Here is a 25,095-nt window from a genome sequence, read left to right as displayed (position 1 = left end):
CGGCGGAGGGACCGTTACGGGAATCGGGGTCGGGTGACCGGGGGCCGGGACGGGTCCGACGATCACTCGCCCGACAAGTCATACCCGATGGGTGAGGGGCGCATTACACTCGGTGAGTCCGCGCGCTCCGGGGCATCGGGGCACCGGCGGGGCGCATGGGCCGGTCGGAGGGGGTTTCGACCTCTTTGGGGCGTACTTGAAGACGATGCTCCGAAAGAGTGATCACCAGTCACCCGGTGGTGGGACCAGGGCGTCGTAGGGTCTGGTGCCATGACCTCCCACACCCCTGCGGACACCTTCCCCCGGCAGTACGCGCGGACCCTGCGCTACACCGTCGGCGCGCCCCGCTCCTTCTCCGTCGCACCGGACGGCTCGCGGGTCGTCTTCCTCCGCTCCCGATCGGGCGGCGACCGGGCCAACCTGCTCTGGACCCTCGACACCGCCACCGGCGAGGAGCGGATCGCCGCCGACCCGGCCGCGCTGCTCGGCGGCGGCGAGGAGGACCTCTCGCCGGCCGAGAAGGCCCGCCGCGAGCGCAGCCGCGAGGGCTCGGCCGGCATCGTCGGCTACTCCCTGGACACGGCCGGGAAGCTGGCCGCCTTCGCGCTGTCCGGCCGGCTGTTCACCGCCGACCTGGCCACCGGCTCCACCGCCGAACTGCCCGCCCGGGGCCCGCTGTTGGACCCGCGGCTCTCCCCGGACGGCGGGCACGTCGCGTACGCCAACACCGCCGGCGAGCTGCGGCTGACCCGCACCGACGGCGCCGGCGACCACGCGCTCGCCGAGCCTGACGGCCCGAACGTCACCTGGGGGCAGGCCGAGTTCATCGCCCAGGAGGAGATGGACCGCGACCGCGGATTCTGGTGGTCTCCGGACGGCGACCGGCTGCTGGTCGAGCGCGCCGACGACAGCCGGGTGCGCCGCTGGTGGATCGCCGACCCGGCCAACCCGGAGCGCGAGCCCGCCGAGGTCGCCTACCCGGCGGCCGGCACCGCCAACGCCGAGGTCGGGCTCTGGCTGCTCGACCTGCACGGCGGGCGCACCGAGGTGAGCTGGGACCGCGAGGCCTTCCCCTACCTGGCCCGGGTGCACTGGTCCGGCGGAGGCGTGCCGCTGCTGCTGGTCCAGTCCCGCGACCAGCGCACCCAGCGGATCCTCGGCCTGGACACGGTCACCGGCGCCACCGAGGTGCTGTTCGAGGAGCACGACGAGGTCTGGCTGGAGGCCTTCCCGGGCGTCCCGGCCTGGACCCCGGACGGGAAGCTGGTGCGGATCTCGGACGAGGGGGGAGTCCGGGCGCTGGTGGTCGGCGACCAGGCCGTCACCGGGGCGGACCTGCACCTGCGGTCCGTCCTCGCGGTCACCGAGGAGGAGGTGTTCTTCACCGCCTCCGGCGGCGCCGAGGAGACCGACCCCGAGCCCGGCTGGATCGCCGTCGGCCGGATCAGCCACGACGGCAAGCGGCTCGGCTGGGAGTCCTCCAACGGCCGGCCGTTCACCTCCGTCACCAGCGCGGTGCACGCCGGCGGCATCACCGTCCGGGCCACCGCCGAGCCCGACCTGCCCGGCACGCTCGTCCAGGTCGCCCGCGACCTGTCGGAGGGCGTGGTGGTCGACGACGTCGCCACCATCGCCTCGTACGCCGAGACGCCGGTCATCACCGCCCGCCCGGTGTTCCGCTTCGCCGGCGAGCGCCGCATCCCGGCCGCCGTCTTCCTGCCCACCGGCTACGACCGCGAGCGCGACGGCCTGCTGCCCGTCCTGATGGACCCGTACGGCGGCCCGCACGGCCAGCGCGTCGTCCAGGCGCACAACCCGCACCTCAACTCGCAGTGGTTCGCCGACCAGGGCTTCGCGGTGGTCGTCGCCGACGGGCGCGGCACCCCCGGGCGCGGGCCGGCTTGGGAGAAGTCGATCGCCTTCGACTTCGCCGGGGCCACCCTGGACGACCAGGTGGAGGCGCTGCGGGCGCTCGCCGAGGAGTTCCCGCTGGACCTCGACCGGGTCGCGATCCGCGGCTGGTCGTACGGCGGGTACCTGGCCGCGCTCGCGGTGCTGCGCCGCCCGGACGTGTTCCACGCCGGGGTGGCCGGGGCGCCGGTGACCGACTGGGAGCTGTACGACACCCACTACACCGAGCGTTACCTGGGCCACCCGGGCGAGCGGCCCGAGGTGTACGAGGCCAACTCGCTGAACGGGTACGCGGCCGGGCTGGAGCGCCCGCTGATGATCATCCACGGCCTCGCGGACGACAACGTGGTGGCCGCGCACACCCTGCGGCTCTCCTCGGCGCTGCTCGCGGCCGGCCGCCCGCACACCGTGCTGCCGCTGTCGGGCGTCACGCACATGACCCCGCAGGAGGAGGTCGCGGAGAACCTGCTGCTGCTCCAGGTCGACTTCGTGAAGCGCTCGCTGGGCGCCTGACCGGCTGAACCGAACCGACGGCCGGTACCCCCTCATCGCCGACGGGCGTGACGCGGGTACCGGCCGTCGGCATGACATCCGTCATGCCGAAGCCACGACGGCCGGCACTGCCGCCGCCGGCCGCCCGCGCGGGACTCTGTGGTGGTGCGAACAGCACCGTGACACGACACCACCAGGGGAGAGGAACGGGCGATGGTGACCGAAGTGGCCGCCTTCCGCGGCGTCGGCAAGAGCTACGGGCGGGTGCGCGCCGTGGACGGACTGGACCTCGTGCTGAGGCCGGGCGAGACCGTCGCCCTGCTCGGCCCGAACGGCGCCGGGAAGTCCACCAGCCTGGACCTGCTGCTCGGCCTGCGCGAGCCCGACCAGGGCGACGTGACGCTGTTCGGCGGCACCCCGCGGTCGGCGATCGAGGCCGGCCGGGTCGGCGCGATGCTGCAGAGCGGCGGGCTGATGACCGACGTCAAGGTCCACGAGCTGGTCCGGCTCGCCTGCGACGTGCACCCGCGCGGTCGGTCGGTCACGGAGGTGCTGACCGACGCGGGGATCACGGAGCTGGCGGAGCGGCGGGTCGACAAGCTGTCCGGAGGCCAGGAGCAGCGGGTCCGCTTCGCCCTGGCGATCGCGGGTGACAGCGACCTGATCGTGCTGGACGAGCCCACCACCGGCATGGACGTCAACGTCCGGCAGGCGTTCTGGGCGAGCATGCGGGCGCAGGCCGACGCCGGGCGCACGGTGCTGTTCGCCACCCACTACCTGGAGGAGGCCGACTCGATCGCCGACCGCGTCCTGGTGCTGCACCGGGGCCGGCTGATCGCCGACGGCAGCTCCGCGGAGATCAAGGCGCGGGCCGGCGCCCGCCGGATCGCCTTCGAACTCCACGACGGGGACGGCGGGGACGGCGGGTTCGCGGAGTCCGTGCTGCGGGCGCTGCCGGGCGTGCAGTCGCTGGACGTCACCGCGAGGGTCCCCGGGGTGCGGACCGTCCGGATCCGCACCGCGGACGCCGACGCGAGCGTGGCCGCGCTCTACGGGGCCGGCCTGTACCCGCGCGGGCTGGAGGTCACCGGGGTGGGCCTGGAGCAGGCCTTCCTGACCATCACGGGCGAGCTGGACCGCGCGGACGCCGAGCGCACCGCGGACGACAAGGAGAGCGTGCGATGACCACCCTGATCAGGCTGGAGATCCTGCGGACCCTCCGCAACCGGCGCTACCTGTTCTTCACCGTCGTCTACCCGGCCGTGCTGTACGTCTTCTTCATCAACGCCTACGGCTCCGCCGACCAGGCCGGCGGACTGCCGGTGAAGACCTACTTCATGGTCTCGATGGCCACCTTCGGCGCGGTCGGCGCGGTGCTCTCCGGCAGCGCGCAGCGGATCTCGCTGGAGCGCAAGAGCGGCTGGGTGCGCCAGCTGCGGCTGACCGCGCTGCCCGGCCGGGCGTACACCATCGGCAAGATCGCGGCGACGGCGGTGACCACGCTGCCGGCGATCCTGGTGGTCTTCGCGGTCGGTCTGACCCAGGGCGTCTCGCTGAGCCTGCCGCAGTGGATCGGGCTGGCGGTCGCGCTGTGGCTGGGCAGCTTCGTGTTCGCCGCGCTCGGGGTGGCGCTCGGCTACGCGGCGACGCCGGACGCGGTGCAGCCGATCGTGATGATCACCTACATGGCGATGGCGCTGCTCGGCGGTACCTGGTTCCCGGTGAGCGGCTCGCTGGAGAAGTTCGCCCGGTTCGACCCGGTGTACCTGTACAACCAGCTGGCCACCTTCACCCGGCCCGGGCAGTCGCTGGACATGGTCGCGGTCGGCGGACTGGCCGCCTTCTTCGCGGTGTTCCTCGTCGCCGCCGCCGCGCTGTACCGCCGCGACACCCGCCAGGCATGATGACCGACATGAGTGACGCGCGCCGGACCCACCGCACCGACGGACAGCCGGAGGTGGGTGTGGCGCGCGTCTCGCTCATCAACGTCCCGGGCTCACCGATCGAGACCAGACGGCAGCTGATGGTCAAGGTCAGCTGGATGCTGCTGTGGATGGTGTACCTGGCCTACCCGGTCAACGACCTGCTGCACGGCGGTCACGACGTGCTCGGCCAGGTGCTCGGCTGGGTCAGCCTGGCGGTCTTCCTCGTCGGCTACGTCCTGCTGGTGGTCTACCGCTCGATGACGGGCATGCGGCCGAGGGAGTGCCGGGCGATCGTCGCGATGATGGTCACGCTCGCCATCTCCACCAGCCTCACGCTCGGCGAGTCCTTCCTCACCCTGTTCACCTACGCCTCGGTGTGCGTCGCGGTCATCGTTCCGGTGCGCTACGCGCTGGGCTCGGTCCTCGGCATGGCCGCGCTCACCGCCGCCACCGGCCTGGTGGGCGGCGCCGGCTCGGACACCATCGCCACCCTGACGCTCACCTCCTTCCTCTCCGGAGCGGCGATGACCGGCATGCAGCGGCTGGTCGCCACCATGAAGGAGCTGCGCGAGGCCCGCGCGGCGGTCGCGCACCTGGCCGCCTCCGAGGAGCGGCTGCGCCTCGCCCGCGACCTGCACGACCTGCTCGGGCACTCGCTGTCGCTGATCACCCTGAAGAGCGAGCTGGCCGGACGGTTCATGGACGCCGGCAAGGACGAGGCGGCCCGGGCGCAGGTCGCCGACATCGAGCAGGTCGCCCGGCAGTCGCTGATCGACGTCCGGGAGGCGGTGACCGGCTTCCGCCGCCCCACCCTGCCGGTCGAGCTCGCCGCCGCCCGTACCGCGCTGGCCGCCGCGCAGATCCGGCTGGAGGCCGCGCCGGAGCTGGTGGACACCTGGCCGTCGCTGGCCAACGAGGAGGCGGGCGCGCTGGCCTGGGCGCTGCGCGAGGCCGTCACCAACATCGTCCGGCACGGCGAGGGGGCGGCCGTCTGCACGGTGCGGGCGGACGAGAGCTGGGAGCCGAGCGGCGAGCGGTACGCCGTCCTGGAGATCACCGACGACGGGCGCGGTCCGGGCAAGTCCCAGCCGGGGAACGGGCTTTCCGGCCTGGAGGAGCGGCTGGCGCTGGTCGGCGGGCGGCTGGAGACCGGGCCGGGAGCGCGGGGGAGGGGCTTCCGGCTGCGGGCCTCGGTGCCGCTGCGGACGGTGTCCGCGCCTGCGGTGAACCCGCTCTAGCGAACGGACCTCAGCGAAGGGGCCTCAGCGAACGGGCCTCAGCGAACCGGAGGCCTGGGAGTCCTGGGCCGACGGCAGTTCCAGCACGAAGCGGGCCCCGCGCGGGGCGTGCGCGACGCGCAGGGTGCCGCCGTGACGGGTGGCGATGTCCGCAGCGATGGCCAGGCCCAGGCCGCTGCCGCCGGCGTCCCGGCTGCGCGCCTCGTCGAGCCGGGTGAACGGCTCGAAGATCCGCTCGCGGTCCTGCTCCGGCACGCCCGGGCCGTCGTCCCGGACCTCCAGGACGCAGCCGCGCCCGGTCTGCCGGGCGGACAGCACCACCTCGGTGCTCGCGTGCCGCCGGGCGTTGTCCAGCAGGTTGCGCACCAGCCGGTGCAGCCGGATCCGGCTGCCGCGCACCAGCACCGCCTCCGGCGCGTCCACCCGCAGGGCAGGCCGGGCGCCGACCACCGGGCGGTACTGGTCGGCGAGTTCGCGCAGCACGGCGGACAGGTCCACGACGGTCGGCCGGCCCGCCGTCTCCGGGTGCGCGCCCCGGGCCAGGAACAGCAGGTCCTCGGTGAGCTGCTGGAGCCGCTCCACCGAGGTGAGCGCCTCCGCGGTGGCGGCCGCCCAGTCGGTGCGCTCGGGGTGGGCGAGCGAGACCTCCAGGTTGGTGCGCAGCGCCGCGATCGGGCTGCGCAGCTCGTGCGAGGCGTCGGCGACGAAGCGCTGCTGCTGGCCGGCCGAGCGCTCCAGCCGGTCCAGGGTGGCGTTGGTGGTTCGGGCCATCCGGGCGATCTCGTCCCCGGAGCGCGGCACCGGGACCCTGCGGTCCAGCCGGTGCTCGCCGATCTCGGCCAGTTCGGCCCGGATCGCCTCCACCGGGCGCAGCGCCCGGCTGGTCGCCGCCCAGGCCATCAGCGCGACCAGCAGTGCGGCGGCCGGCACGCCGGCCAGCAGGACCGGGTCGATGGTGTGCAGCGAGGCCTCGGCGGCGAACGGGGTGGCCAGCACGTACACGGTGAACGGCCCGACCTGCGGCTGCACCGGCCGGCCGGACGCGTCGCTCTCCCGCAGCAGCGGGCTCCAGCTGCCCATCGCGGTGAAGGTGCGCCCCGAGTAGCGGTTGGCGGCGGCCGGCCCGGCCGGGCCGATGGTGATCCGCTGCACGGACTGCCAGTTGTCCGGCGCCAGGCGCGGTACGGCGGCGGGCGGCTCCCCGGCCAGGTGCTGGGTGGTCAGCGGGCCGCCCATGATCACCACCTGGCCGTCGCTGCCCAGGACGACGTACGGCAGGCTGCCGCTGTCGACCAGCTGCTGGCCGTGCTTGTAGCCGCTGCCGAGCTCGCGGGCCTTCTCCTGGGCGTCCTCCTCGGCGACGGCCAGCTGGGCGTCGTACATGTGGCCGCGCAGCCACCAGGCGCCGCCGGCGAGCAGCAGCAGCGCGGCCAGGCCGGCCGCCACCGAGGTGCGCAGGCGGGTGGAGAGGCGGCCGAGCACCGTCAGGCCTCCAGGCGGTAGCCGGCGCCGCGCACGGTGGTGATCGAGCGGACGCCGAACGGGGTGTCCACCTTGCGGCGCAGCATGCTGACGTACACCTCGACGATGGACTCCTCGCCGTCGAAGGCGATGTCCCACACCTCGTCGACGATCCGGCGCTTGGACAGCACCTCGCCGGGGTGCTCGGCCAGGCAGCGCAGCACGGCGAACTCGCGTTCGGTGAGGGTGATCTCGGCGCCGCCGCGCCCGCAGCGGCGGGCCGCCGGGTCCAGCCAGAGGTCGCCGACGCGCAGCAGCGGGCCGGGGGTCTGGCTGCGGCGGATCAGGGCGCGCAGGCGGGCCAGGAAGACCAGGTAGGAGAACGGCTTGGTGAGGTAGTCGTCGGCGCCGGTGTCCAGGCCCTCGGCCTCGTCGTACTCGCCGTCCTTGGCGGTCAGCATCAGGATCGGGGTGGTGACGCCGTCGGTGCGCAGCGCCTCGCACACCTTGTAGCCGTTCAGACCGGGCAGCATGATGTCGAGCACGATCGCCCGGTAGGGGTGCCGCTGGGCCAGTCGCAGGCCGGTCAGGCCGTCCGGGGCGAGGTCGACGGTGTAGCCCTCGGCCTCCAGCCCGCGCCGGACGGCTGCGGCGACCTGGGCGTCGTCCTCCACCACCAGTATCTCCATGCGGATCAGCATGCCACCGGCCCGGAATCCGTTCCTTAAAAGGGCTTCAGCTTTCTCAGCCGCGCTTCAGGACGCTTCGCGCATGCTCTCGGCGTTCTCGCCGGTCCTCTCGGGCCGGTGCCCGGAGCGAGAGGGGCTGGCGGATGACCGTTCTCCAGGAGGGGGCCGTCGGCTCCGGACTCGGGCTGCGGCCGGAGCCGGTGACGGCCGGGGAGTACGCGGCCCGGGCGGCGTCCGGTCCCGACAGGGCGAGCTTCCCGCAGCGCCCGTCCCGGGGGCGGGTGAAGAGCGGCGGGCGGGTCGTCGAGGGTGCGGGGGAGTGGGAGCTGCCGCTGGTCCGGCCGCTGGACGCGGCGTTCGGGCGCTACCCGGCGCGGAGGCGGGGGTGAGCGTGCTCGACCGTCCCGCCGTGGCCGCCCGCCACCGCAGACCGCGCCGAACCCTCCCGCCCAGCCTGGTGATGGCGGCGGGGACGGTGGTGTCCCGGGCCACCGGCTTCGTCCGCTCGGCGCTGCTGGTGGCCGTCCTCGGCTCGGGGGTGCTCGCGGACGGGTACAACGTCGCCAACACCGTGCCGAACATCCTGTTCGTGCTGCTCATCGGCGGCGCGCTGAACACCGCGCTGGTGCCCCATCTGGTGCGCGCCGCCAAGGAGTCGGCGGACGGCGGGGCCGCGCACGTCGACCGGCTGGTGACGGTGCTGGTGGTCGCCCTGCTGGTGCTGGCCGCCGTGGTGGTGCCGGGTGCGCCGTACGTCGTGCGGGCCTACACCTCGTACGGGGGTGCGCAGTTGGACCGCACGGTGCTGCTGGCCTACCTGTGCCTGCCGCAGGTGTTCTTCTACGGGCTGTTCACGGTGCTCGGCCAACTCCTCAACGCCCGGCGGTGGTTCGCGCCGATGGCCTGGGCGCCGGTGCTCAACAACCTCGTGGTCATCGGGGTGTTCGGGGCGTACGTCGGGCAGCGCTCGTTCTCCTCCCGCGACCTCGTGGTCCTCGGGGCCGGGACGACGCTCGGCGTCGTCGCCCAGAGCCTGGTGCTGCTGCCCTGTCTGCGGGCGGCCGGGGTGCGGCTGCGGCCGCGCTGGGACTGGCAGCGGGCAGGGCTCGGCGAGCCGCTGCGGGCGGCGGGCTGGACGCTGCTGCTGGTGCTCAGCGACCAGGTCGGCTACTGGGTGGTGACCAGGCTGTCCACGCTGGTCGGCTCCGAGGCCGCCGCGGCCGGACTGCCGGGGGTCGGGTACACCGCGTACAGCAGCGCGTACCTGCTGTGGATCGTGCCGCACGGCGTGGTCACCGTCTCCGTGGTGACGGCGGTCGTCCCCGCGCTGAGCGCCGCCGCCGACGATCCGGCCGAGGTGCGTGCGCTGCTCGCCCGCACCGTCCGCACCGTCGGCGTGGTCACCGTCCCGGCCGCCTGCGCGCTCGCCGTCCTGGCGCCCCGGCTGTGCGACCTCGCCTTCGGTCACGGCCGTACCGGCGACGGCGACGTGCAGGCCATCGCCGGCATGCTGACCGCCTTCGCGCCCGGCCTGGTCCTCTACTCCGCCGCCTACGCCCTCACCCGCACCTTCTACGCCCTCGGCGACAGCCGCACCCCCTTCCTGCTCAACCTCCTCCCGGTCGCCGCCACGGCCCTCGGCGCGGTGCTCTGCCACCACCTGCTGCCGCTGCGCTGGGCCGTCACCGGGATGGCGGGCTGCTACGGCGGCTCCTTCCTGCTCGCCTGCGCGGCCGCCGCCCTCCTCCTGCGCCGGCGCCTCGGCCCCCTGCGGGTGGCGGGCGCCCACGGGAGGCTCCTGCTGGCCGCCCTGCCCGCCGCGGCCGCGGCCTGGTACACCACCCCCTTCGGCCTGGTGCCGGCCGGTGCGGCCCTCGCCGGCGTGTACCTCCTGCTGGCCAAGCTCCTCCGCATCGAAGAACTGTCCGCCCTCACCACGCGATTGCGCCGCCGATGAACCACCTCCCCGCCGATGTCGCCCGTACCCTTGACGTCCTCCTCCCCGAGGGTCACCCCCTGCGCGCCCAACTCCCGTACCTGCGCATCGAATCCAGCTGCGCCTGCGGTTGCACCGCCTACTTCACGGGCGCCGACGCCGTCACCGGCGCGGAGATCGTGGCCGAGGCGACCATCGGCTGCGACGGCGAGGTCCTGCTCTTCGCCGAGGGCGGCCGGCTCTCCTGGCTGGAGGTCTGTTCCTGGACCGACCCCAAGCTCACCCTCTCCGACGCGGCCCGACACCTTCTCCAGGAACCCGGAGACCCCGACTGATCGTCCTACCCGGCATGTCCACCGTCCTCGTCCTCGGCTTCGACCCGCACAGCGTCCCCGGTATGGACGGCGACGGCCTGCGGGCCGTCCTCGACGCCGAACTCGCCCGCTTCGCCGACCACGGCATCGACGCGTCGATGACCCTGGTGGCCCCCGACGGGACCGCCGAACCCGCGATCACCGCCGCCCTCGCCTCCCGCCCGTGGGACGTCGTCGTCATCGGCGGTGGCATCCGCAAGCCCGAGCCCGCCCTGCCCCTCTTCGAACTCGTCGTCAATCTCGTCCGCCGCCACGCCCCACAGGCCGCCATCGCCTTCAACACCACCGGCGCCGACAGCCTCGACGCCGCCAGGCGCTGGCTGTGACACCTGTGCCTGTGCGGCGGTAGCGGAGGGCGGGGCGGCCGGCGAGGAGGAACTCCCCGGTGACGGTGAAGGCGTTGCGGGTGGGGACGGCCCGGGAGGCCGGGTTGTCGAGGGTGGTGACGGCGGTCAGGGTGTGGAGGGCCTGGAACCGGGTGGTCTCGGCGGTGAGCCCGGTGCGCCGGGCGAGGTCGCCGATCGAGTAGCGGATGTCGTCTCCGTCCATGGGCACCACTGTGCGGTCTCCTCCTACCGGAGACTCAAGCCCGTTCCCCTCTAAGGTCGTGGCCATGGGTAACGCAGAGAACAGCCCCTCGATCCGCGTGCTGCTCGCCGAGGACCAGGGGATGGTCCGGGAGGCACTGGCGGCGCTGCTCGGGCTGGAGGGGGACATCGACGTCGTCGCGCAGGTGGGCCGCGGGGACGAGGTGGTGGCGGCGGTGCTGGCGAACGAGGTGCAGGTCGCCGTGCTGGACATCGAGATGCCGGGCCTGACGGGCATCGAGGCGGCGGCCGAGCTGCGCCGCCGGGCGCCGGGTACGAAGGTGGTGATCGCGACGACCTTCGGCCGCCCCGGCTACCTGCGCCGGGCGATGGAGTCGGGCGCGGACGCCTTCCTGGTGAAGGACGCGCCCGCCGCCGAGCTGGCCGAGGCGATCCGCCGGGTGCTGCGCGGCGAGCGGGTGATCGATCCGGTGCTGGCGGCGGCCGCGCTGGCGGAGGGCGCGAACCCGCTGACCGCGCGCGAGCGGGACGTGCTGGGCGCGGCCGCGGACGGCGCGGTGAACGCGGACATCGCGAGGCGGCTGCACCTGTCGGAGGGGACGGTGCGCAACTACCTCTCGATGGCGATCCAGAAGACCGAGGCCCGCAACCGCACCGAGGCGGTCCGGATCGCCCGGGAGAAGGGCTGGCTGTAGCGGCGGACAGGTCCTAGTTGAGCCGGTGCCGCGCCGCCCGGGCCTCCTGCCGGACCTTGGCGGCGCCGTCCGGGTCGAAGGCGTCCAGGATCTGCGCGTACGAGTCCATCTCCGCCGAGCCGCCGAGGAAGTCCCCCATCCGCACCAGGAGTTCGGCCCGTTCGAGCCGCAGCTGGGCGGGGTGGCGGGGGAGCAGCAGGGCGAGTTCGGTGGCCCACAGCTGGGTGCGGGCGTGTTCGGGACGGTCGGCCGCCCAGGCGCGGATGTTGCCGAGTATCCGCAGCACGATGTCCAGCGGCTGGGCCGGGGTGAGCAGGGCGGGCGTGAACTCGTGCCCGGAGGCGGCGACCAGGTGTTCGACGTCGGCCGGGTCGAGCAGCCGTCCGCCGTGGAACGGGTCGGCGAGGACGTACTGCTCGCCGCCGGTCGGGCCGCCGACCGCGACGATGAAGTGGCCGGGCAGCGCGATGCCGTGGACGGTGAGCCCGGCCTTCTGCCCGACCGCGATCCACACCAGCGAGAGCATGATGGGCAGTCCGCGCCGCCGCCGCAGCACGTCGGGCAGCAGCGAGGACTCCAGCCGCCGGTAGTCGGACTGCCGCCCGTGGAACCGTTCCCGTCCGCCGAGCACGGCGGCGAGCAGGGCGGCGGTCTCCTCCGGCCCGGACGGCGAGCGCTCGGCCACGGCGAGCCGGACGGCGGCCGCGTGCCGTTCCAGCGCGGCCTCGCAGGCGGCGAGCACGGCGTCCACCCCGGGTGGTTCGCCCGGGTCGCCGGGGTCCAGGACGGGGTCGTGCTCGGCGGCAGCGAGCAGGCACAGCAGCACCGGATCGGGGTCCTCGGTGCGGGCGGCGGTCCGGAAGCGGTCTCTGCTCTGCTCGGTCACGGTGACGGCGACGGCTTTCGTACGGCGGACGGACAAGCGGACAAGCGGGACGAACAACGACGTAACGGTCAGGTGGTCACTCCTGGGGGAGGAGCGCGTAGTGGTAAGTGTGACTGGTCGTGAAGCCGAGTCCGTCATACAGCGCGATCGCACCCTCGTTCCCCGCCTCGACCTGGAGGTACGCGCCGCTGGCGCCCTCCTCGGCCGCGCGGGCGGCGAGCACCGCCATGACCGCCGTCGCCAGCCCGGCCCTCCGGGCGTACGGCTGGACCTCGATCGCGCCGAAGCAGGCCCAGGGGCCGTCGACGACGCAGCGCCCGATCGCCAGCGGCGGCTGCCCGGGGGCGCCCGGCACGGTGGCGAACCAGACGGAGGGGCCGCCGTGCAGCACCCGCCGGGCGGCCTCCCGCACGGCGGGGTCCTCGCCCAGTCGGCCGTACAGGGACATCCAGTCGGCGTCCGCCGTCCGCGAGAGCCGGACCCTGTCCTGCCCGGTGCCGGCCCGGGCGACCCCGGCCAGCGGGGCGGTGCGCACCAGGGTGGGGGAGTGCGGCGCGCCCAGCAGCTCCCGCAGCCCGTCCGCCGTCCCGGGGGTGACCACCTCGACCTGGGCGGGCAGTCCGCGCGCCGCGTACCAGTCCCGTACGGCGGCCAGCGCCTGAGGCAGCGGCAGTCCGGGGTCGCCGAGGGCCTGGACGGAGTTGGCCCGCCGCGTGAACCCGGCGGCCGCGCGCAGCGTCCACTCGCCGAGCGCCTCCTGCTCGACCCCGGGCCAGCCGCGCCCCGCGATCCGCTGCAGCTCGACCGGCGTGGCGGCCGGCAGCGGCGCGCGCCGCGCCGGGAACGGCGGCACCACCTTGCCCGCGACCAGCAGCTTCTCCGGTACGAGGACCGGCTCGCCCGAGCGAGGCACCACGGTCAGTCCATGATCGTCCCACGATGTGAGCACGCCGATCGAATCCCGGAACACCGGCCGGTCGTCCACGAACTCCGAGAGGCGCCGAACGGACACACGTCGTCCCACGTCAGAGCGATCTATCCGGACTTCCGGACGGCTCTGCGACGGGTCTCGGGTCATGATCAGGCCACCTCCTGTGCATTTGCGGTCTCCGACCCGCGATACTAGGGGCGGGCATCGACGACGCCGCGCTCACCGCGCACGCGAGCAGAACAGAACGGGCCGCCAGGCCCTTCCGAGGAGGAACGACAGCGTGACCTACGTCATCGCGCAGCCTTGTGTCGACGTGAAGGACAAGGCGTGCATCGAAGAGTGCCCGGTTGACTGCATCTACGAGGGCAACCGCTCCCTCTACATCCACCCGGATGAGTGTGTCGACTGTGGCGCTTGCGAGCCGGTCTGCCCGGTCGAGGCGATCTTCTACGAGGACGACACTCCCGAGGAGTGGAAGGACTACTACAAGGCGAACGTCGAGTTCTTCGACGACCTGGGTTCGCCCGGTGGCGCCTCGAAGCTCGGTCTGATCGAGCGGGACCACCCGTTCATCGAGGCCCTGCCGCCTCAGAACGCCGACCACTGACGATCGGTGGCATCTGAAGCTGTGAGCATCGACGACAGCACGCGCGCGCCGTTCCCGGGCCACCCGGGGGCGGCGCGCCGCCATTCCGACCGGGGAAGGGTGTCCGATCGGCTCCCCGTGTTCCCCTGGGACAAGCTGGAGCCCTACAAGGCCACCGCCCTCGCCCACCCGGGCGGCCTGTGCGACTTCTCCGTCGGCACCCCGGTCGACCCGGTCCCCGAGGTGATCCAGAAGGCGCTGGCCGCCCACACCGACACGCCCGGCTACCCGACCGTCTGGGGTCCGCTGGAGCTGCGCGAGGCGATCGCCGGCTGGCTGAACCGCCGCTGCGGCGCCGAGATCGGCCCGCAGGCCGTCCTGCCGACCGTCGGCTCCAAGGAGCTGGTGGCCTGGCTGCCGACCCAGCTCGGCCTCGGCCCGGGCGACCAGGTCGCCTATCCGCGGCTGGCGTACCCGACCTACGAGGTGGGCGCGCGGTTGTGCGGTGCCGAGCCGGTCGAGTACGACTCGGTGGACGAGCTGGACGGCTCCCGGGTGCGCCTGCTCTGGGTGAACTCGCCGTCCAACCCGACCGGCCGGGTGCTCGGCGCGGACGAGCTGCGCCGCGCCGTCGAGTGGGCCCGGGAGCACCGGGTGCTGCTGGTCAGCGACGAGTGCTACCTGGAGCTGGGCTGGGAGGCCGAGCCGGTCTCCGTCCTGCGTCCGGACGTCTGCGGGAACGACCACGAGGGCCTGCTGGCCGTCCACTCGCTCTCCAAGCGGTCCAACCTGGCCGGCTACCGCGCCTCCTTCGTGGCGGGCGACCCGGTGGTGGTCAGGGAGCTGCTGGAGGTGCGCAAGCACGGCGGCATGATCGTGCCGGCGCCCGTCCAGGCGGCGACCGTCGCGGCGCTGGCGGACGACGCGCACGTGGCCGAGCAGCGCGGGCGTTACGCGGCCCGGCGTTCGGCGCTGCGGACGGCGCTGGAGGCGTACGGCTTCCGGATCGAGCACTCCGAGGCCAGCCTCTACCTGTGGGCGACCCAGGACCGCCCGTGCTGGGAGACCGTGGCCGAGCTGGCCGCGCTGGGCATCCTGGTGGCGCCCGGTGACTTCTACGGGCCGGCCGGCGAGCGCTTCGTCCGGGTGGCGTTCACCGCGACCGACGAGCGGGTGGCCGCGGCCGTGGAACGGCTGAACGCGGCGCGCTGACGGTACGCGGAAGGGGTCGGTGTCCCGGGTGGGAGCACCGGCCCCTTCGTCGTGCGTACGTGGACTTCGTCGTGCGTACGTGGACGCGGCTTCGCGGAAGCAGGGCCTTGCCAACAGCAGGGCCCTGCAACAGTCGGGCCTTAGAGCGGCAGGCCGCTGATGCTGCCGCCGTTCGCGCCGCCCAGCAGTCCGCCGAGCGGGCCGAGCCCGCCGAGCAGGCCGGACAGCGGGTTGTTCTGGCCGAGGTCGGCGCCGCCGAGGCGGTTGGCCGAGCCGTGCTCGGCGAGGCCCAGCACGTCGGTGGCCGGCAGGCTCTCCTCCACCGAGCCGAGCGGCAGCGCCCGCTGGACGGAGCCCAGCGGCAGCGCGTCGGCGACGGCACCGGCGCCGGGAACGGCACCGGCGAGCTTGTCGGCGCCGGGCAGGGCCTGGGTGACGGAGCCCGCCTGGGCGAGGTCGCCGACCGCGCCGGCGCCGGCGTTGGCGCTGCGGGTGCCCGCGGCCCTGCCGGTGACGGCCTCGCCGAGCTTGCCGGCCAGGGCCGAGGCGACCTTGGGGGTGACGGCGGAGAGCTGGCCGGTGGTGGCGGCGGTCTGGTCGACCGGGGCGGTCAGCGAGCTGGCCTTCTCGTTCGCCTCGGGCAGCTGGTGGGCGACGATGCTCCCGGCGGCGTCGGCGGCGGACGGCACGCCCGCGGCGACGGTGGCCGCACCGGTGGTGCCGGCGGCCTGACCGAGCTGGTGGGTGGTGTGCTGCAGGGTGGAACCGGTGTCGTTGTTGGTCAGCTGGCTCAGGGGCGCCGCGAGGTCGCTCTTGGGAAGCAGGGCGTCACCGCCCAGGGCGGACGCGGAGCCGGCCGCGACCAGCGGGGTCGCTCCGGCCGCCACGACGAGCGCGGCCTGGGCGATCCGGCGCGTGAGGGGGTGAGACATGGGGCTCCTCGAAGGGGTCTGGGTCCGTCCCGCCCACCCGGGTGGACGACCGGTCGTGGACGGGACCGGGCGGACGAGGTTGTTACCGCTTGAGAAGCCAGAAGGTTTCGGCCGGTGCAAGGAAAGATCCCGACCGACCATCGGATGGTACGACCACAGCGGAGGCGTCCACCGGGCCCGCCGCGCACCGTCGAACCGGCCCCGGCCAAGGGAAGTGACGGTTCTCCACCGGGGGCCGCCGGAACGGGGGGTCGGTCCACCGGGGTTGACCCGAATCACCCGTCCGGCGGCAACCCGAACACCAGTGCGTCAGCTCTTGTCGTACGGCGCGAGGGTGACCTGGACGAGCTTGGTCGACGTGCCGGAGCCCTGGGCCTGCCAGCCGTCCTCCGACTTGCTCTTGCGCCAGATCTTCCCGTCGTAGGCGACCGTCGCGATGCCCAGCTGCTGGGCCTGGGCGACCGCCCAGTGGGCCACCTCCCAGCCGCTGGCCCGCTCGGCGCTCACCCCGCCGTCCGCCGCGGCGTCCGCCGAGGAGGTCAGCGCGGCGGCCGCCGGGTCCAGGGTCAGCGAGACCGCGTTCTCGGCGCCCTTGATCGTCGAGGTGTAGCCGGCCGCCGGGGTGACGGTCCGGCCGAACTCCCGGCGCACCCGGTCGGACAGCACCTGGGTGCGGTCCGGCAGCGCGGCCGGGGTGGCCGAGGCGCCCGCCGTCGGCGAGGACGCGTCGGCCGGATCCGGCTTGGCGTAGTCCTTCACCACGCAGTTGAAGGAGCCGGGCTCGCGCCCGGACAGCGCCGAGGTGAGCAGGGTCGCCTTGGTCTCGTGCTTGGCGTACGCCTGCGGGTAGCCGCTCTTCTGCACCGCCTGGGCCGCGTCGGTCAGCGGGATCCGGGTGTAGCCGGGGACCTTGACCAGGCCGTCCAGGAACTTGTTGGTCGCGTACACCGGGTCCGCGATCTGCTCGGGGGTGCCCCAGCCCATCGAGGGCCGCTGCTGGAACAGGCCGATCGAGTCCCGGTCGCCGCCCGCGAGGTTGCGCAGCTTGGACTCCTGCATGGCGGTCGCCAGCGAGATCGTGGTCGCCCGGTCCGGCAGCCCGCGCGAACGCGCCACCGCGGCGATCGTCGCGGCGTTGGCGGCCTGCGGCAGCTCCAGCGTGCCGCTGCCGGCCGCGGTCTTCACCGTGCACTCCTCGGTGGCCGCCTGCCGGAAGCCGAACCACCAGATCCCGACCACGGCCAGACCCGCCACCATCGCCAGGCCGAGCAGCCCGACCAGCACGAGCAACAGCGCCCGCAGCGGACCGCGGCGTGGAGTCGACTCCTCGTCCAGCTCCTCGCCGTCCAGCTGCTCGCTGCCCCTTCTCCTGGCCACCCTCGCCCCTCTCGCGCCCGCTCCTTGATCCGACACCGTACCCACTCGGACGGGTGTGCGGCGCATCCCGGTTGCCGTTCCGGGCCTTCTCCGTGTCACAGTCCGTGTCACAGAACGACCACACCGGGCACACACACCCACGACTAGGCTGACGCCATGAGCAGCCCGAACCCGACGCCCCTGGACCTCACTCTCGACGGCGGCGCGCTGACCGCCCGACTCGTCGACTTCCCCTCGGTGAGCGGCGACGAGCAGGCGCTCGCCGACGCCGTGGAGACCGCCCTGCGCGGCTACCCGCACCTCACCGTGGACCGCTACGGCAACAACGTGGTCGCCCGGACGAACCTCGGCCGTGCCGAGCGTGTCCTGCTCGCCGGCCACCTGGACACCGTGCCGATCGCCGACAACCTGCCCTCGTACGTCGAGGGCGACCTGCTCTACGGCTGCGGCACCTCGGACATGAAGTCCGGCGTGGCCGTCCAGCTGCGCCTCGCGGCCACCGTGGCCGAGCCCAACCGCGACCTCACCTTCGTCTTCTACGACTGCGAGGAGGTGGAGGCCCACCGCAACGGCCTCGGCCACCTCGCCAAGGACCGCCCGGAGTGGCTGGCCGCCGACTTCGCGGTGCTGATGGAGCCCAGCGGCGGCGTGGTCGAGGGCGGCTGCCAGGGCACCCTGCGGGCGCAGATCCGCCTCTCCGGCGTGCGCGCCCACTCGGCCCGCAGCTGGCTCGGCGACAACGCCATCCACCACGCCGCCGAGGTGCTCACCCGGCTGGCGAACTACCAGCCGCGCCGGGTGGAGATCGACGGCCTGGAGTACCGCGAGGGCCTCAACGCGGTGCGGATCGACGGCGGCGTGGCCGGCAACGTGATCCCGGACGAGTGCGTCGTCACGGTCAACTTCCGCTACGCGCCGGACCGCAGCGAGGCCGAGGCGGAGAAGCACGTGCGCGAGGTCTTCGACGGCTTCGAGCTGACCGTGACCGACTTCGCCCCGGGCGCCCTGCCGGGCCTCTCGCAGCCGGCCGCGCAGGCCTTCCTAGCGGCCACCGGCGGCCAGGCCCGGGCCAAGTTCGGCTGGACCGACGTCGCGCGGTTCAGCGCGCTCGGCGTCCCGGCGGTCAACTACGGCCCCGGTGACCCGAACCTCGCGCACAAGCGGGAGGAGCACTGCTCGCTGACCGCCATCGCCGAGACCGAGGACCGGCTGCGCGCCTGGCTGACCAGCTGACCCCGCCGTGACCGGCCGGTCCGGCCATCGGTCGAACGCCACCTTCCGGTTGCCCAACCGACCTTCCCCCGTTGCCTGAAAACGGGGGAAGGCGGGCGTAGGGTTTCGTCATGACAGGCACAGGAGACGAGAAGCAGTACGGGCACGGCCCCGAGAAGGTGGGCGTGCCGCGGAAGAGGAAGGCCTGGCCCGAGAAGCAGAAGGGCCCGGTGCTGGTGCGCCGGGACCAGGTCGGCACGAGCACCACGGACCAGCGTCTGCTGGACACCACCGGTCCGACCGACTGGCTGCACACCGACCCGTGGCGGGTGCTGCGGATCACCTCCGAGTTCGTCGAGGGCTTCGGCGCCCTCGCCGAACTCCCACCCGCGATCAGCGTCTTCGGCTCGGCCCGGACCCCGGCCGGCTCGCCCGAGTACGAGGCCGGGATGGCCATCGGCCGGGCCCTCGCCGAGGCCGGCTACGCGGTGATCACCGGCGGCGGCCCCGGCGCGATGGAGGCGGCCAACCGCGGCGCCTCCGAGGCGGGCGGGCTCAGCGTCGGGCTCGGCATCGAGCTGCCCTTCGAGCAGGGCCTCAACGAGTACGTCGACCTGGGGCTGAACTTCCGTTACTTCTTCGTCCGCAAGACGATGTTCGTGAAGTACGCGCAGGGCTTCGTGGTCCTGCCCGGCGGGCTCGGCACGCTGGACGAGCTCTTCGAGGCGCTCACCCTGGTGCAGACGAAGAAGGTCACCCGCTTCCCGGTGATCCTCTACGGCAGCGCGTACTGGGGCGGCCTCTACGAGTGGCTGAAGAACACCCTGGTCGAGCAGGGCAAGGCGGCCCCGCACGACCTGGAGCTGTTCCACATCACCGACGAGATCGACGAGGTGATGAAGATCCTCGCCGACGCCCGCCGACCGGCCAACGAGATCTAGGCCCGACGAGATCCAGGCCCGAGGAGATCCAGGCCCGACGGGATTCCGGGCCCGACGGGATTCCGGGCCCGATCCGGCGCAGGCCCTACGCCAGCCCCCGGCGGGCGACCGCCGGGGGGCGGGTGCCGCGGATCGAGGCGACCATGTCCAGCACCTGGCGGGTCTCCGCGACCTGGTGCACCCGGTAGACCTGCGCGCCCAGCCAGGCCGAGACCGCGGTGGTGGCCAGGGTGCCGAGCAGCCGCTCGTTCACCGGCCTGTCCAGGGTCTCGCCGACGAAGTCCTTGTTGGAGAGCGAGACCAGCACCGGGAAGCCGGTCGCGGTCATCTCCGGCAGCCGCCGGGTCGCCTCCAGCGAGTGCCGGGTGTTCTTGCCGAAGTCGTGCCCCGGGTCGATGATCACCGCGTCCCGGCGCACCCCCAGCTCCACCGCCCGCTCGGCCAGTCCGACGGTCACCCGCAGGATGTCCGCCATCACGTCCTCGTACCCGACCCGGTGCGGACGGGTGCGCGGCTCGGCGCCGCCGGCGTGGGTGCACACCAGCCCGACGTCGTGCCGGGCGGCCACCTCGGCGAGCTTCGGGTCCACCCCGCCCCAGGCGTCGTTCAGCAGGTCCGCGCCCGCCTCGCAGACGGCCTCGCCGACCTCGTGCCGCCAGGTGTCCACGCTGATCACCGCCTCGGGGTGGCGCTTGCGCAGCTCGGCCACGAAGGGCACGGTGCGCCGCAGTTCCTCCTCGACCGTGACCTCGTCGCCCGGCCCGGCCTTCACCCCGCCGATGTCCAGGATCGCCGCGCCCTCGGCCATCGCCCGGTCCGCCGCGGCGAACGCGGCCTCGTCGGCGAAGGTGGCGCCCTTGTCGAAGAACGAGTCCGGCGTCCGGTTCACGATCGCCATGATCACCAGCTCGTCGTCGCCGAATGCGCGTGGTCCCAGACGCAGTGCCACCGATGTCTCCTCCTCCGCTCCTGCGGGTGCGATGATGGCCCCCGGCCTCACTGGGGACCATGCTGTCATGATCAGTCTGGTTCCCCGGCACTTCGAAGAGGACCGTCCGGGAGTTCGGGAGGACAGCTCGTGTTCTGGGTGATCGTGGTCGCCATGGCCGTGGTGGTCGGCGGCGCCGCGCTGGTGGCGCTGGGCGGGGGCGGCTCGATGCCGGAGGCGGTGCCGGACCGCATCGCCGCGCGTCTGCCGCAGGACCGCCCGCTGGGCAAGACGGACGTGGACGACCTGCGGCTGCCGATGGCCCTGCGCGGCTACCGGATGGACGAGGTGGACGACGTCCTGGACCGCCTCGGGGCCGAACTCGCCTACCGCGACTCGCGGATCGCCGAGCTGGAGGCCGCCGCCCACCTGCGCGGCGCGGTCGAGGCCACCGCCGCCCCGGACCCGGCCGCCGAACCGCTGCCCGGGCTGGAGGAGTTCGCGAAGGCGGCCGAACCGGCCGTCGCACTGACCAAGGCACCGGCCCCCGAGGACGCGAAGCCGGGGCAGGAGCGGTGAGCGGTGCCGTGCTCGGCGCGGACGGTCTGCTCCGCTGCGGCTGGGGCGAATCGACCGACGACTACCGGGTCTACCACGACACCGAGTGGGGCCGCCCGGTGCACGGCGACGACGCGCTGTTCGAGCGGGTCTGCCTGGAGGCCTTCCAGTCCGGCCTGTCCTGGCTGACCATCCTGCGCCGCCGCGAGGGCTTCCGGGCCGCGTTCGCCGGCTTCGAGATCGCCAGGGTCGCCGAGTTCGGCGAGGCGGACCGGGAGCGGCTGCTCGCCGACACCGGCATCATCCGCAACCGGGCCAAGATCGAGGCGGCGATCGCCAACGCCAGGGTCGCCCGCGACCTGGACGGTGGTCTGGACAAGCTGATCTGGGAGTTCGCCGCCGACCCGGACCGGCCGGCCCCCCGCTCGCTGGACGAGGTGCCGGCCGTCACGCCCGAGTCGACGGCGCTGGCGAAGGCGCTGAAGAAGGCGGGCTTCCGCTTCGTCGGCCCGACCACCGCCTACGCCCTGATGCAGGCCTGCGGCCTGGTCGACGACCACCTGGCGGACTGCCACGTCCGTACGGGCGAGTAGGGCCCGCCCGCCAGCTCCCGTCGACCGGCCGCGCCCGCTCAGCGACCCAGGTACTCCGGCTTCTCCTTGGCGATGAAGGCGCGCACCGCGATCCGGTGGTCCTCGCTCTCGCCCGCCAGGGTCTGCAACTCGTCCTCCTTGTCGAGGAGTTCGTCCAGCGAGTGGGAGGCGCCGTACGCCAGCGACTCCTTGATGGCGCCGTACGCGACGGTCGGGCCCTCGGCCAGCTCGCGGGCGAAGACCCGTGCGGTGGCGGCGAGTTCGTCGGCCGGCACGACCTTGGTGGCCAGGCCCAGCTCCATCGCCTCGGCGGCCTTCACCGTCCGGGGCAGCATCAGCAGCTCGGTGGCCTTGGCGTGCCCGACCAGCCGGGGCAGCGTCCAGGAGGCGCCCGAGTCGGCGGTCAGGGCGATCCCGGCGAAGGCGGTGTTGAAGCCGGCCCGGTCGGAGAGGATCCGGAAGTCGCAGGCGAAGGCGAGCGAGGCGCCCGCGCCGGCCGCCACTCCGCCGACCGCGGCGACGGTCGGCTTGCGCATCCCGGCCAGCGCCCGCACCAGCGGGTTGTAGTGCTCGGCGACGGTCCGCAGCGCGCCCTCGCCGGTCTCCTCGGCCCGCTTCAGCAGCGCCAGGTGCTCGTTCAGGTCCTGCCCGACGCAGAACGCCCGCTCGCCCGCGCCGGTCAGCAGCACGGCCCGCACCGAAGGGTCCCCGGCGGCCCCGGTCACGGCGTCGCGCAGCGCGACCTTGGTGGCGACGTCCAGGGCGTTCATCGCCTCCGGACGGTTGATGGTGATGACGGCCAGGCCGCCGTCCAGCTCGTACAGCACGGAATCGGACATGGGCGAGGGCTCCCTAGACGATCGTCGTGTCGGTGGTCGTGTGCCAGGATGCCGGAGCAGACGGCGGGCTGGGGAGTGTGAGGTATCGCACCTTCCCATGGTGTCGGGGGTGCCGCCACGCCGGGGCTTATCACGTGAATTGCGGCGGTTGGTGCCGATCCGGCCGAGGTTGCACCGAGAGTGATGTTGGTCATCAGGCCGTGGCATGCGGGATAATGGCTTCCGATCAATGCGTTCGATACCGGCGGTGGACGGACTGCCGGTGCGTAGCTGAGCGGTTGCAGGAAGGGGAACGAGCATGGCGGCCATGAAGCCGCGGACGGGTGACGGCCCGCTCGAAGTCACCAAAGAGGGGCGGGGCATCATCATGCGCGTTCCGCTCGAAGGCGGCGGACGCCTCGTGGTGGAGCTCACGCCTGACGAGGCCGACGCCCTCGGCGAGGCCCTGAAGAAGGCCTGCGGCTGACCGCAGCAGGTGCTCGCCATCTCCTGGAGATGTGCAGTCGGGCCCGGGTACGACGTCACGTCGGCCCGGGCCCGCGTGTTTCCCGACCGCCGGAGACGCCGCGCAGGCGCCGCGGAGCCGGCGTCAGCGCTTGACCGCGCAGAGCAGCCCGTCCGAGACCGGCAGCAGCGCGGGCAGCAGCGCGTCGCTCTCCCGCACGTCCCGGACCAGGTCGCGCACCGCGCCGGTCTGCGGGTCCTGGAGCTCCGGTTCGGCGAGCCGGCCCTCCTGGAAGACCCCCTCGAAGCAGACCATCCCGCCCGGCCGCAGCAGCCGCAGCGACTCCAGCAGGTACTCACGCGACTCGGCCGGATCGCCGTCGCAGAACACCAGGTCGTACTGGCCGTCGGCGAGCCGGGGGAGCACGTCCAGCGCCCGGCCCGGTATGAACCGGGAGCGGTTGGCCGCGAACCCGGCCGCCTGGTACGCCTCGCGGGCCAGTTGCTGGCGCACCGGCTCGGAGTCCACCGTGGTGAGCACGCCGTCCGGCCGCATCCCGCGCAGCAGGTAGACCCCCGAGACCCCGGTGCCGGTGCCGATCTCGGCCACCGCCTTGGCGTCGAGCGCGGCGGCCAGCAGCCGCAGGCACGCCCCGCCGCTCGGCCCGATCGCGCGTATGCCGGTCCGGGCGGACTGCGCCCGGGCGTAGGTCAGCACCGCGTCCTCGCCCACGTAGGTGTCGGCGAGGGCCGCGCGCGCGGGCCCGAACTCGCTGATGGCTGCCTCTTTCGGAGCCCCGGGTGGCGGCCCGGTGCCGAGGGATGTCGATATTTCCTGGCACAGATTACTGGCCGACCGGGAACCGCGTACGGCGGCGGGCCGTTGTCACTGAGGACCGGGTACGAGAGACCTCCCGGGCACTTTTATCCGGGCTTGACGGGTGAGGTGGATATGGTGGTGGCCCTGCTGGGCAGAAGAGCCGACCGAGGAGGTGTGGCCGAGGGCGACGTCCCCGTGCGGCGGCACTCCCGCGGCACCGCGTCGGCCCGTACGCCGAAGCCCGTGATGAACCAGCCTGCGCACTCCGACATGGACCAGCCCGCCGCCGCCGTTCCGACGCCGGCCGCCGGTACCGCCGAGGCTCCCGCCCTCGCGACCTTCGCCGAGGGCCCCGACGCGCAGAGCTGGACTCCGCCCACCTGGGAGGAGATCGTCGAGGCGCACAGCGCCCGCGTCTACCGCCTCGCGTACCGCCTGACGGGCAACCAGCACGACGCCGAGGACCTCACCCAGGAGGTCTTCGTCCGGGTGTTCCGTTCGCTGTCCACCTACACCCCCGGCACGTTCGAGGGCTGGCTGCACCGGATCACCACCAACCTGTTCCTGGACATGGTCCGCCGCCGCCAGCGCATCCGCTTCGACGCGCTCGGCGAGGACGCGGCCGAGCGGCTCGCCTCCCGCGAGCCCAGCCCGGCCCAGCACTTCAGCGACACCCACTTCGACGCCGACGTGCAGCAGGCCCTGGACACCCTCGCCCCGGAGTTCCGCGCCGCCGTGGTGCTCTGCGACATCGAGGGCCTGTCCTACGAGGAGATCGCCGCCACGCTGGGCGTCAAGCTCGGCACCGTCCGCAGCCGCATCCACCGCGGCCGTTCGCACCTGCGCGCCGCGCTCAAGCACCGCGCCCCCGGCTCGGCCCCCGGCCGTGAGCGCCGCGGCGGCTCGGAGGAGCCGGTGCCGGTCGGCGTCGCCGCCGGTGAGGCCGTGGTCGCGCCGGGCGGGCGCGGGCGGAGGCGATCGTGAGCGGAACCGGCCGGTCCGGTCCGGACCGTTCGGATGCGTCCGAGCGGTCCCTGACCTGGCGGGGCTGGGCACTGCCGGGCCGCCGCGGCGCCGGGGATCCGGCGAGCGGCGAGCCCGGCGAGTCCCTGCTGCCCGCCGCCCCGCTGCCCGCCGACACGGCGCTGCGCGCCCTGCCCGTACGCCCCGCCGAACCCGCGGCCGAGGAGCACCACCTCGGCGACCGCCTCTCGGCGTTCCTGGACGGCGAGCTCGGCCACGACTCGCGCGAGCGGGTCCTGGCCCACCTGGCCACCTGTCCGCAGTGCAAGGCCGAGGCCGACGAGGGCCGCTCCGTCAAGCACCTGCTGACCCGCACCGACACCCCCGGCCCCTCCTCCGCGCTGATGGCCCGGCTGATGGCCGTCGGCAGCCTTCCGGAGGACGCCCCGGCGGACGGCGGCTGGCCGGGCGACCGCCGCCGACGTGACGACGACGACCTGCCCGGCGGCGGGGTCGGGGCCACCGGCACGCTCGGTGGCAGCCGGCTCACCGGCGGCTCCTTCGGCCGCGGCGCCGGAGCCTCCTTCGGCGCGGGCGCGCTCGG

The 25,095-nt window shown here is 73.8% G+C and carries 28 protein-coding genes; 18 read left to right on the top strand and 10 right to left on the bottom strand.

Features of this window, described 5'->3' with window-relative positions; all coding sequences use genetic code 11:
- The first annotated feature begins 270 nt into the window (after positions 1-270).
- From RZ50_RS04820 to RZ50_RS04805, 4 genes are all read left to right on the top strand, one after another.
- Positions 271-2,424: a prolyl oligopeptidase family serine peptidase gene (locus RZ50_RS04820; protein WP_196947687.1), complete on the top strand. Its 2,154-nt coding sequence runs from the start codon at positions 271-273 to the stop codon at positions 2,422-2,424.
- A gap of 192 nt (positions 2,425-2,616) precedes the next feature.
- Positions 2,617-3,588 carry an ABC transporter ATP-binding protein gene (locus tag RZ50_RS04815; protein ID WP_196947686.1) on the top strand — a complete coding sequence of 324 codons (972 nt, stop codon included), beginning with the start codon at positions 2,617-2,619 and terminating at the stop codon, positions 3,586-3,588.
- Entirely contained in the window at positions 3,585-4,307 is a 723-nt protein-coding gene (locus tag RZ50_RS04810; protein ID WP_196947685.1) for an ABC transporter permease, read from the top strand. Before RZ50_RS04815 ends, RZ50_RS04810 begins: the two co-directional genes overlap by 4 nt.
- 8 nt (positions 4,308-4,315) lie before the next feature.
- Positions 4,316-5,566, top strand: a complete 1,251-nt coding sequence (locus RZ50_RS04805; protein ID WP_196947684.1) for a sensor histidine kinase — start codon at positions 4,316-4,318, stop codon at positions 5,564-5,566.
- 24 nt (positions 5,567-5,590) lie between these two features.
- Here the strand turns inward: RZ50_RS04805 and RZ50_RS30040 are convergent, their stop codons facing one another.
- Positions 5,591-7,048: a cell wall metabolism sensor histidine kinase WalK gene (locus RZ50_RS30040; protein ID WP_217680246.1), complete on the bottom strand. Its 1,458-nt coding sequence runs from the start codon at positions 7,046-7,048 to the stop codon at positions 5,591-5,593.
- A 2-nt stretch (positions 7,049-7,050) separates the two neighbouring features.
- Entirely contained in the window at positions 7,051-7,716 is a 666-nt protein-coding gene (locus RZ50_RS04795; protein ID WP_217680245.1) for a response regulator transcription factor, read from the bottom strand.
- A 143-nt stretch (positions 7,717-7,859) separates the two neighbouring features.
- On the opposite strand from RZ50_RS04795, the gene RZ50_RS04790 reads away from it, so the two are divergent.
- The 4 genes from RZ50_RS04790 to RZ50_RS04775 are packed head-to-tail and all read left to right on the top strand — an operon-like array spanning position 7,860 to position 10,352.
- The gene (locus RZ50_RS04790) at positions 7,860-8,105 is read left to right on the top strand and encodes a hypothetical protein (RefSeq protein ID WP_196947683.1); all 246 of its coding nucleotides are present in this window, start codon (positions 7,860-7,862) and stop codon (positions 8,103-8,105) included.
- Complete coding sequence (murJ, locus tag RZ50_RS04785; protein ID WP_308271388.1) at positions 8,102-9,673, top strand: murein biosynthesis integral membrane protein MurJ; 1,572 nt, start codon at positions 8,102-8,104, stop codon at positions 9,671-9,673. The genes RZ50_RS04790 and murJ overlap by 4 nt, the downstream gene beginning before the upstream one ends.
- Positions 9,670-9,987, top strand: coding sequence for a hypothetical protein (locus RZ50_RS04780; RefSeq protein WP_196947682.1), 318 nt, complete (start codon positions 9,670-9,672; stop codon positions 9,985-9,987). The genes murJ and RZ50_RS04780 overlap by 4 nt, the downstream gene beginning before the upstream one ends.
- A 14-nt stretch (positions 9,988-10,001) precedes the next feature.
- Complete coding sequence (locus RZ50_RS04775; RefSeq protein ID WP_196947681.1) at positions 10,002-10,352, top strand: hypothetical protein; 351 nt, start codon at positions 10,002-10,004, stop codon at positions 10,350-10,352.
- On the opposite strand, the gene RZ50_RS04770 is transcribed toward RZ50_RS04775, so the two are convergent.
- Positions 10,303-10,575, bottom strand: a complete 273-nt coding sequence (locus tag RZ50_RS04770) for a hypothetical protein (protein ID WP_196947680.1) — start codon at positions 10,573-10,575, stop codon at positions 10,303-10,305. The genes RZ50_RS04775 and RZ50_RS04770 overlap by 50 nt on opposite strands.
- 64 nt (positions 10,576-10,639) lie before the next feature.
- On the opposite strand from RZ50_RS04770, the gene RZ50_RS04765 reads away from it, so the two are divergent.
- Positions 10,640-11,269 (top strand): response regulator transcription factor, encoded by a 630-nt coding sequence (locus tag RZ50_RS04765; RefSeq protein ID WP_196947679.1) that lies wholly within the window; start codon positions 10,640-10,642, stop codon positions 11,267-11,269.
- A gap of 13 nt (positions 11,270-11,282) precedes the next feature.
- Here RZ50_RS04765 and RZ50_RS04760 read toward each other — a convergent pair whose 3' ends face one another.
- Positions 11,283-12,155: a transglutaminase family protein gene (locus RZ50_RS04760; protein WP_374199899.1), complete on the bottom strand. Its 873-nt coding sequence runs from the start codon at positions 12,153-12,155 to the stop codon at positions 11,283-11,285.
- Between the two features lie 76 nt (positions 12,156-12,231).
- Positions 12,232-13,071: a GNAT family N-acetyltransferase gene (locus tag RZ50_RS04755; protein WP_308271385.1), complete on the bottom strand. Its 840-nt coding sequence runs from the start codon at positions 13,069-13,071 to the stop codon at positions 12,232-12,234.
- Between the two features lie 295 nt (positions 13,072-13,366).
- On the opposite strand from RZ50_RS04755, the gene fdxA reads away from it, so the two are divergent.
- Both fdxA and dapC read left to right on the top strand, forming a co-directional pair.
- Complete coding sequence (gene fdxA, locus RZ50_RS04750; RefSeq protein ID WP_196947676.1) at positions 13,367-13,693, top strand: ferredoxin; 327 nt, start codon at positions 13,367-13,369, stop codon at positions 13,691-13,693.
- 99 nt (positions 13,694-13,792) lie between these two features.
- Positions 13,793-14,884: a succinyldiaminopimelate transaminase gene (gene dapC / locus RZ50_RS04745; protein WP_217680243.1), complete on the top strand. Its 1,092-nt coding sequence runs from the start codon at positions 13,793-13,795 to the stop codon at positions 14,882-14,884.
- Positions 14,885-15,024: 140 nt separating this feature from the next.
- Here dapC and RZ50_RS28860 read toward each other — a convergent pair whose 3' ends face one another.
- Positions 15,025-15,816 (bottom strand): hypothetical protein, encoded by a 792-nt coding sequence (locus RZ50_RS28860; protein WP_254801985.1) that lies wholly within the window; start codon positions 15,814-15,816, stop codon positions 15,025-15,027.
- Between the two features lie 309 nt (positions 15,817-16,125).
- Complete coding sequence (locus RZ50_RS04730; protein ID WP_196947674.1) at positions 16,126-17,193, bottom strand: hypothetical protein; 1,068 nt, start codon at positions 17,191-17,193, stop codon at positions 16,126-16,128.
- A gap of 156 nt (positions 17,194-17,349) precedes the next feature.
- Between RZ50_RS04730 and dapE the strand changes: the two genes are divergently transcribed.
- Positions 17,350-18,426, top strand: a complete 1,077-nt coding sequence (gene dapE, locus RZ50_RS04725) for a succinyl-diaminopimelate desuccinylase (RefSeq protein WP_196947673.1) — start codon at positions 17,350-17,352, stop codon at positions 18,424-18,426.
- 110 nt (positions 18,427-18,536) lie between these two features.
- Complete coding sequence (locus RZ50_RS04720; protein ID WP_254801984.1) at positions 18,537-19,346, top strand: TIGR00730 family Rossman fold protein; 810 nt, start codon at positions 18,537-18,539, stop codon at positions 19,344-19,346.
- An 85-nt stretch (positions 19,347-19,431) separates the two neighbouring features.
- On the opposite strand, the gene folP is transcribed toward RZ50_RS04720, so the two are convergent.
- Positions 19,432-20,244: a dihydropteroate synthase gene (gene folP, locus RZ50_RS04715; RefSeq protein WP_196947691.1), complete on the bottom strand. Its 813-nt coding sequence runs from the start codon at positions 20,242-20,244 to the stop codon at positions 19,432-19,434.
- A 180-nt stretch (positions 20,245-20,424) separates the two neighbouring features.
- Here folP and RZ50_RS04710 point away from each other — a divergent pair, with 180 nt between their 5' ends.
- A complete protein-coding gene (locus tag RZ50_RS04710; RefSeq protein WP_196947672.1) occupies positions 20,425-20,853 on the top strand; it encodes a DivIVA domain-containing protein in 429 nt (142 codons plus the stop codon).
- On the top strand, positions 20,850-21,425 hold the full coding sequence (locus tag RZ50_RS04705) for a DNA-3-methyladenine glycosylase I (protein WP_196947671.1): 576 nt from the start codon (positions 20,850-20,852) through the stop codon (positions 21,423-21,425). Before RZ50_RS04710 ends, RZ50_RS04705 begins: the two co-directional genes overlap by 4 nt.
- 38 nt (positions 21,426-21,463) lie before the next feature.
- Here the strand turns inward: RZ50_RS04705 and RZ50_RS04700 are convergent, their stop codons facing one another.
- Positions 21,464-22,264 carry an enoyl-CoA hydratase-related protein gene (locus RZ50_RS04700; RefSeq protein ID WP_196947670.1) on the bottom strand — a complete coding sequence of 267 codons (801 nt, stop codon included), beginning with the start codon at positions 22,262-22,264 and terminating at the stop codon, positions 21,464-21,466.
- A 298-nt stretch (positions 22,265-22,562) separates the two neighbouring features.
- Between RZ50_RS04700 and RZ50_RS04695 the strand changes: the two genes are divergently transcribed.
- A complete protein-coding gene (locus tag RZ50_RS04695; protein WP_014137929.1) occupies positions 22,563-22,730 on the top strand; it encodes a DUF3117 domain-containing protein in 168 nt (55 codons plus the stop codon).
- A gap of 123 nt (positions 22,731-22,853) precedes the next feature.
- Here RZ50_RS04695 and RZ50_RS04690 read toward each other — a convergent pair whose 3' ends face one another.
- Positions 22,854-23,486, bottom strand: a complete 633-nt coding sequence (locus tag RZ50_RS04690) for a class I SAM-dependent methyltransferase (protein WP_188303549.1) — start codon at positions 23,484-23,486, stop codon at positions 22,854-22,856.
- Between the two features lie 312 nt (positions 23,487-23,798).
- On the opposite strand from RZ50_RS04690, the gene sigE reads away from it, so the two are divergent.
- Together sigE and RZ50_RS04680 are read left to right on the top strand one after the other, a co-directional pair.
- Complete coding sequence (gene sigE, locus RZ50_RS04685; protein ID WP_374199898.1) at positions 23,799-24,512, top strand: RNA polymerase sigma factor SigE; 714 nt, start codon at positions 23,799-23,801, stop codon at positions 24,510-24,512.
- Positions 24,509-25,095, top strand: a 587-nt coding sequence (locus RZ50_RS04680; protein ID WP_374199872.1) for an anti-sigma factor, incomplete at its 3' end; no start/stop codon positions are given. The genes sigE and RZ50_RS04680, both read left to right, overlap by 4 nt.

The organism is Kitasatospora sp. SUK 42, from assembly GCF_015776785.2.
Classification (GTDB): domain Bacteria; phylum Actinomycetota; class Actinomycetes; order Streptomycetales; family Streptomycetaceae; genus Kitasatospora.
Note: the sequence above shows the minus strand (reverse complement) of the source record. Positions and strands in the feature narration are given on the sequence as shown.

Bases quoted from the DNA above. Each gene is read 5' to 3' on its own strand.
- RZ50_RS04820 (WP_196947687.1), top strand. From the start codon at position 271: ATGACCTCCCACACCCCTGCGGACACCTTCCCCCGGCAGTACGCGCGG.
- RZ50_RS04815 (WP_196947686.1), top strand. From the start codon at position 2,617: ATGGTGACCGAAGTGGCCGCCTTCCGCGGCGTCGGCAAGAGCTACGGG.
- RZ50_RS04810 (WP_196947685.1), top strand. From the start codon at position 3,585: ATGACCACCCTGATCAGGCTGGAGATCCTGCGGACCCTCCGCAACCGG.
- RZ50_RS04805 (WP_196947684.1), top strand. From the start codon at position 4,316: ATGAGTGACGCGCGCCGGACCCACCGCACCGACGGACAGCCGGAGGTG.
- RZ50_RS04795 (WP_217680245.1), bottom strand. From the start codon at position 7,716: ATGGAGATACTGGTGGTGGAGGACGACGCCCAGGTCGCCGCAGCCGTC.
- RZ50_RS04790 (WP_196947683.1), top strand. From the start codon at position 7,860: ATGACCGTTCTCCAGGAGGGGGCCGTCGGCTCCGGACTCGGGCTGCGG.
- RZ50_RS04780 (WP_196947682.1), top strand. From the start codon at position 9,670: ATGAACCACCTCCCCGCCGATGTCGCCCGTACCCTTGACGTCCTCCTC.
- RZ50_RS04775 (WP_196947681.1), top strand. From the start codon at position 10,002: ATGTCCACCGTCCTCGTCCTCGGCTTCGACCCGCACAGCGTCCCCGGT.
- RZ50_RS04770 (WP_196947680.1), bottom strand. From the start codon at position 10,575: ATGGACGGAGACGACATCCGCTACTCGATCGGCGACCTCGCCCGGCGC.
- RZ50_RS04765 (WP_196947679.1), top strand. From the start codon at position 10,640: ATGGGTAACGCAGAGAACAGCCCCTCGATCCGCGTGCTGCTCGCCGAG.
- RZ50_RS28860 (WP_254801985.1), bottom strand. From the start codon at position 15,816: ATGTCTCACCCCCTCACGCGCCGGATCGCCCAGGCCGCGCTCGTCGTG.
- dapE (WP_196947673.1), top strand. From the start codon at position 17,350: ATGAGCAGCCCGAACCCGACGCCCCTGGACCTCACTCTCGACGGCGGC.
- RZ50_RS04720 (WP_254801984.1), top strand. From the start codon at position 18,537: ATGACAGGCACAGGAGACGAGAAGCAGTACGGGCACGGCCCCGAGAAG.
- folP (WP_196947691.1), bottom strand. From the start codon at position 20,244: ATGGCGATCGTGAACCGGACGCCGGACTCGTTCTTCGACAAGGGCGCC.
- RZ50_RS04700 (WP_196947670.1), bottom strand. From the start codon at position 22,264: ATGTCCGATTCCGTGCTGTACGAGCTGGACGGCGGCCTGGCCGTCATC.
- RZ50_RS04695 (WP_014137929.1), top strand. From the start codon at position 22,563: ATGGCGGCCATGAAGCCGCGGACGGGTGACGGCCCGCTCGAAGTCACC.
- sigE (WP_374199898.1), top strand. From the start codon at position 23,799: ATGGACCAGCCCGCCGCCGCCGTTCCGACGCCGGCCGCCGGTACCGCC.